This is a genomic window from Peribacillus sp. P4_C12 (assembly GCF_056402095.1).
In genome coordinates this window covers 1-3,314 of record NZ_JBFUIB010000419.1, presented here as the reverse complement: position 1 = coordinate 3,314, position 3,314 = coordinate 1, and the positions used below count along the sequence as shown (strand labels likewise).

At 30.7% G+C, this 3,314-nt stretch carries 3 protein-coding genes; all 3 read left to right on the top strand.

Annotated features, from left to right (window positions below; genetic code table 11):
* A partial coding sequence (locus AC1DUW_RS24110) for a toll/interleukin-1 receptor domain-containing protein (protein ID WP_477643656.1) occupies positions 1-901 on the top strand: 901 nt, incomplete at its 5' end.
* 915 nt (positions 902-1,816) lie between these two features.
* Complete coding sequence (locus tag AC1DUW_RS24105) at positions 1,817-2,728, top strand: HNH endonuclease (protein ID WP_477643655.1); 912 nt, start codon at positions 1,817-1,819, stop codon at positions 2,726-2,728.
* 138 nt (positions 2,729-2,866) lie between these two features.
* Positions 2,867-3,314: ATP-binding protein (locus AC1DUW_RS24100; RefSeq protein WP_477643654.1), on the top strand; the 448-nt coding region annotated here is incomplete at its 3' end.

Genomic DNA, 3,314 nt, shown 5'->3' with positions numbered 1-3,314 from the left:
AGTTGATAATATGCCTACATTATTTCTAAGCCATAGTTCAAAGGATAAATTTTTTGTACGCAAATTAGCAGAAAGATTAACAAAATCAGGCGTAAATGTCTGGATTGATGAAGCAGAAATTAAAATAGGAGACTCGTTAATTGAGAAGATTTCTCAAGGGATAAAGGATTCTGATTACCTTGTGGTAGTTTTATCACACAGTTCAGTGGAGTCCTCTTGGGTTCAAAGGGAACTGTATTTTTCTATGACACAAGAAATTGTTGTGAAAGATATTAAAGTTTTGCCTATATTAATAGAAAATTGTGAGATACCTTTCTTCTTGAAAGATAAGTTATATGCAGACTTTACGAAAGATGAAATGTTTGAAGAGTCGTTTAATATTCTATTGAATGCAGTTGGTGTTAGTGAACAAAAAAAAGATAAGACTTCAATTATTAGTAAAGAAGCTAATGATAATAATACTGAAGTGGAGAAGCGAGAATCAACTGGACGTAGTGTTGAGAGAGAAAGCCTTGAAACATTTGAAAATATTAACGTAATTGGAGTTGATAAAGATAAAACATATAAACCTGATAAAGGCAGGTCTCTTTATAATGTTTATTTCGTTTTATCTCAAACTCCAACAAGAGAATGGGTGGAAATCTTTGAGGTAGAACGTAGATTTCCAAGGCATTCTATGTGGAGAAAAGCCTGGGTGGAAGAAAGTTACGTTGTTATACATTGTGCTGTAGAAGAAATTAAAAAATACCATCACCAAGACATACTTGAAGACATTGAAAATACAAATGTCAAATATCGAAGGTATTTAAAACAACAGCTTCAAAAAAAACATATTCTAGAGCGAAATAAAGACAACGAAGTTTCCAAGATAAATGATGCACTTGATGGCTTAGATTTTTAAAGTCATAGAGGGATTATCATGAGTAATATTATTTAATGAAATAAGATTAAATGTATGTGAAAGACAGTGAAGAATATGTCCACTGTCTTTTTTGTTATTATACTACATGAATGCTTTTGATAGGCTTTACTTATATGGAAACTATTGTATTTTTTTTAAATGCAGTAATGAAAAGGGTTTATGCCTTTTGTTGTTACCATTTAGCTGTTACTAAAAAAATAAATAATATAGATTGGTTTTTCCAAATATTTCTAATAAATTGAGGGTGGCTACATTACTCACGAAAGATTAGAAGTTCCTTTAGGAAATGAAGGTCTATATTGAAGAGTCAAATGTTCGGGTAACGGTGTGGACAGGGGTAAGAGGGAGTGTGAACTTCTAACCTTAACTTATCTGTATGAGATAGGCATTTCATTAACTACAGGAGCGTTCACTTATGAGAGCATTCACTTATTTTTACTTTTTACGTAATTTGGAGCGGATGATAGAACATAGCTAAACAAACTAATAAAACCCGTCTTTTATATTGTTTGCTACAACATTATCAGTATGTAATGCAAGGGGGGGATTTTCCCCAATATACATCCTTCTATATATGAGTGCTGCAATAGTAGGTACAGACACACAAAGTTTTTATGAGGGTAGCAACTAAATGGTTGCTGGTCTTTTTTTAAAATTCAATACAAAATTGAAGGTGTTTACTTTAATATTGAAAATATAGGGTTATTTAACTAAATATAATAATATTTGGGAGTCTTCTAAAGAAAAAACTCGCTTTTCAATGGTTAAAGATTATATATTCAAGACAAAGAAGCTATATATGTTTCGATTTCTATAAGTTATGAACCTTCGTGTCAAACACCTATAGAATGGATAAAAAAAGCGAGAAATGTAGCTTCGAGGGAGGGATTTTTAATGCATACAATAAATGACATCATCATTTTCCTAAGTTACTATAAGGAGAATAAATTAAAAGTAGATAAAAAGCATTTTTTAGAAGCCGTAAGCTGTGTAAAAAATTATCAAGAATTCAAGTTGGTTCTAGATTTATTTAAAGATGCTGGACTTAAAGTAGGGATTCGTCTTTATGACCATATTGTTCATTATATTTGTAGTTATGAAGACTGTAGGGAAATATTAGATTACTTAAAAGAGAATGCAGCTATAGTTAATCGTGGGTATTTTATACAACTCATGTTATTAAGCACAAATAAAGAGGATGCAAGACAAATTTACAATGAATTCATTAATCAAAATACTAGAACAATATTGGCAGAAAGTTTAATGGAAGAATTCGGTAATAAAGAGCAAGTAATGGAAAATTTCAATAGAAAAGCCAAGCATGAATATAACATCCGAGGATATAAATTTCGTGAACGAGTTGATAATATAGAAAAGGAAATTTTTGTAAATAATGAAATAACGGAAACTGAGAAAGAACAAGTAATAAAATCTAGGATTGGTCAATCAGCTTTTAAAAAGGCTCTTTTAGCAGTTGAAAATAAATGCAGGTTGTGTGGTGTCTCAGATGAACGATTTCTTGTAGCAAGCCATATTAAGCCATGGAGCAAATCTGATAATCAAGAGCGGCTAGATGTCAATAATGGATTACTACTGTGTCCTAATCATGATGCTTTGTTTGACAAGGGCTACATAAGTTTTGATAAGGATGGAATGATTCTAATTTCAGCTAGTTTAGATGAAGCAACAAAGGTTTTTCTTAATATCAATGATAGGTTAAAACTTAATATGAATGAAATGCAACAGAAGTATATGCAGTGGCATAGTGACAATAATTTTAAGTTTGTACAATTTGATAAAGGTTAAAGTACTTAATTAATTAGGGAATTTATAATGGAGATAGAAGTTGAATGTTCTTACCGTTTATTCCTATAGTCGTAAGAGATAGATACTCAGGAGAGGTTAAACTATTTAGTAACAATAAGGTTCTTGGAGGGTGTTAGATTGTTTATATCAGATTTATATATAAGTAACTATCGGAGTGTGAAAAGTTTACATATTCCTTTGGGGCATGGAAGAAATGTCTTAATAGGGAAAAACAATGCAGGTAAGAGTAATATAATAAAAGCAATAGATTTGGTGATAGGGGATAGAAGGTTCGGAGCGACAAGCTTAGATATTAGTGATTTTAATACTAATGAAATTAATGAAAAAGGAATTAAAAGAAGAGAATCTGCTAAAGAATTATTCGTTGCAGTTAAGTTAAAAGGTTCAGGACTAAATCTAGATATAATAAGAGATAAGAAAATATTTATATATAAACAAATTACTGGTGTGCCTAATTGGTATGAAGAAGTAAATGGGGTAATACACTTATCAGAATTTTTTAAAAAAAATAAATCCGACTTAGATTATAGTGAATTTGAAAAACTTCGTGGTGATAAACGAGAAC

Bases quoted from the DNA above. Each gene is read 5' to 3' on its own strand.
- AC1DUW_RS24105 (WP_477643655.1), top strand. From the start codon at position 1,817: ATGCATACAATAAATGACATCATCATTTTCCTAAGTTACTATAAGGAG.